Raw genomic sequence first — 2779 nt, 5'->3', positions numbered from 1 at the left:
ATCTCGTGCCAGTCGACGCCGTTCGAGCGGTAGCTCTGGGCCCGCTCGATGACGAAGTCCTTCATGGTCTGGTTCGAGGCCAGGGCGGCGCGGGCGAAGCCGTCCCGCTGCTCGGCCGAGGGCGGCTGCTGCACGGCCTGGGCGAGGACGAGGATCGGCTGCTCCAGATTCTGCATCTGGTCCTTGGGGCCGCTGGTCAGGAGGATCGAATTGCCGGCCATCACCCGCACCGGCCGGAAGCCCGCCATGTCGGCGATGCGGAAGGGCAGCGCGTCGACCTGCTGGGTCAGCGTCAGCGCAGGCCGGAGGGTGACGCCGGTCACCATCTTGCGCATCGAGACCTCGGTCTCGGCGTCGGGCAGCGCCTGGGCGATGATCAGTCCGGTCACGCTCGGCGTACCGACCACGAGAATCCACTTCCGGATCGCCGGAGCGGACGAGGCCGGATCGGCGGGCTGCTCACCGGTGTAGAGCATGCCCTCGTTGTCGCCGATCTTGACCTCCTCGCGCTTCTCGACCGCGAAGCCCTGGCTCAACAGGTTGGCGTCGGTGAAGCCGCTGACGAGTTCCGCGAAGGCGTTCGCGGGCAGCTCGACGACCGACACGGTCGCGCCCCCCTCCTTCCGCTCGAAGCCCGAGAAGCGCCGCGACAGCGACATGTCGGCCGGCGGATCGAAGCCGAAGCGCGAGCCCGGCGGGTAGACAGGATCTCCGGCCCAGGCCGCGGAGCCAAGGCTCACCGCAAGCGCGGCAGCGCCGAGAACCCCGTCCGAGACGCAGCGTCAGGTTGCGCATCCGCATCGAAAACCGGTTCTCCTCGTGGACCCAACTTGGGGTTAGTCCGCTCGCGATGGGTCTGCCCGGCGACCTGATCTGTCAAGCCGGCAATGCCGCGCGCCTGCGATCACGATGAAAGGAAACCGCCAACGCCGCCGTGACGGCGATCCCGACGGCGTAGGCGCAGAGATTCCACGGGGAGACGAGTGTGCCGAGGAGGAGCTGGCCCGGCAGGGTTGCCCGGAAGGCGTCGAGCGCCGGGGTATGAACGAGACGGCTCGCTTCGATGAGCCCGGCGCCGAAGAAGGCGGCGATCATGCAGGTGCGCAGATCCCAGCCGGCCGGTCGCAGGGCGGCCACCAGCAGGAACAGCATCGCTCCCCAGAGGATGCCGCCGCCGTAGTGGTGAACCGCGAGCGGCAGGTTCCACGCCGGCACGCGCAGCAGCAGCCCCAGCCCGATCACGGCGGCCGCGAGGCCGAGATGGGCTGCCCGGGCCAGCGGCAGATCCATCCGCGCGGGCGCCGGCATCGCGGCCGGCCCGCATTCCGGCGATCGCTCTAGCGCCACGGCGGTGCCGGCTCCGTGACGCGCCGCAGAGTGAGGTTGCAGCGGCCGCCCGGCGGGAGAAAACCGAGATCGGCCGTCTCCGCGAGAAGGTCGCCGGCCGGGTAGAGCCGGTCGATGCCGTGGTAGATCAGGCGCGAGGGGCCGCCGATCACCAGCGCGTCGCCGGCCTGCAGGCGGATCGAGCGCGTCGGATCCGCGCGGCTCAGGCCGCCGTAGCGGAACAGTGCCGCCGCACCGAGGGAGAGCGAGAGGACGGGCGCCGAGAGATCCGCCTCGTCGCGATCCTGGTGGAGACCCATGCGGGATCCCGGCGCGTAGAGGTTGATGAGACAGGCTTCCGGCGGCACCGGACAGTTCGCCAACACCGCCCAGGCCGCGAGGGCGGTCGGCGGCATCGCCGGCCATGGCCGCCCGGTCTCCGGATGGTCCGGCTGATAGCGGTAGCCCGCGACGTCCGAGACCCAGCCGAGGGGACCGGCATTCGACATCCGTACGGAGAACGGCTTGCCGGTGCGCGGCATCCGCGGCGTCACGGGCGGCGCCGTTTCGAGGATGGCGGCGATCTCGGCGGCGAGCCGGGCGCGGGCCGTCGCATCGAGGAAGCCGGGATGGTGGATCAGGCCGGGGGCGAGTTCCGTCGCCACTCAGCGGCCCGCGTCGACATCCTGCTCCAGCACGATCTTCGAGGCGACCGTGGTGTCGCCGTTGAGGCGGTAGACCAGCGGGACCCCGGTCCGAATCTGGAGATCCGGCACCTGCTCCTCGTTCAGCCCATCGAGGACCATCGCCAGGGCGCGCAGCGAATTGCCATGGGCCGCCACCAGGACCCGCTGGCCGGCCATCACCCGCGGCAGGATCGCCGCGATGTAATAGGGCAGCACCCGCGCGGCAGTGTCCTTCAGGCTCTCGCCGCCGGGCGGCCGCACGTCGTAGGACCGGCGCCAGGTATGGACCTGCGCGTCACCCCATCGGGCGCGGGCCGCGTCCTTGTGAGGCCGGAGAGGTCGCCGTAATCCCGCTCGTTGAGGGCCCTCTGCCGAATGATCGGAACATCCGGGAGAGCCATCTCCTCCAGGATCAGCGAACAGGTGCGCTGGGCCCGCAACAATTCGGAGGTGAAGGCCACATCGAAGCCGTAGCCGTCCCGCTTCAACCCGCGGCCGGCCGCCCGGGCCTCGGCGATGCCGCGCTCGGTCAGGTCCGGGTCGCGCCAGCCCGTGAACAGGTTCTGAAGGTTCCACTCGCTCTGGCCGTGCCGGACGAGGACGAGGAGCCGTTCCATGGATGCACCGCTCCCGGTCACAGGCCGAGGACGTCGGCCATCGTGTAGAGCCCCGGCGGCTTGGGATGCGCCCAGAGCGCGGCCTTGACGGCGCCCGTGGCGAACAGGCCGCGGTCGGCGGCGTGGTGGCTGATCGTCAGGCTCTCGCCG

The 2779-nt window shown here is 70.8% G+C and carries 4 protein-coding genes and 1 pseudogene; all 5 read right to left on the bottom strand.

The window, feature by feature from the left end; translation table 11 throughout:
* Positions 1-740, bottom strand: a 740-nt coding sequence (locus I53_RS24645) for a hypothetical protein (protein WP_251982443.1), incomplete at its 3' end; no start/stop codon positions are given.
* A gap of 136 nt (positions 741-876) precedes the next feature.
* A complete protein-coding gene (locus I53_RS24640; protein WP_051045065.1) occupies positions 877-1308 on the bottom strand; it encodes a DUF2809 domain-containing protein in 432 nt (143 codons plus the stop codon).
* Between the two features lie 29 nt (positions 1309-1337).
* Complete coding sequence (locus I53_RS24635; protein ID WP_043355683.1) at positions 1338-1991, bottom strand: alpha-ketoglutarate-dependent dioxygenase AlkB; 654 nt, start codon at positions 1989-1991, stop codon at positions 1338-1340.
* Positions 1992-2629 (bottom strand): annotated as a pseudogene (locus I53_RS24630) (2,3-bisphosphoglycerate-dependent phosphoglycerate mutase). It lies immediately after the preceding gene.
* Positions 2630-2646: 17 nt separating this feature from the next.
* The coding region (locus I53_RS31830) for a dihydrodipicolinate reductase C-terminal domain-containing protein (RefSeq protein WP_286009591.1) at positions 2647-2779 on the bottom strand (133 nt) is incomplete at its 5' end.

The organism is Methylobacterium sp. B1 (genome assembly GCF_000333255.1).
In the GTDB taxonomy this organism is placed as follows: domain Bacteria; phylum Pseudomonadota; class Alphaproteobacteria; order Rhizobiales; family Beijerinckiaceae; genus Methylobacterium; species Methylobacterium fujisawaense.
This window is presented reverse-complemented; position numbering and strand designations above follow the sequence as displayed.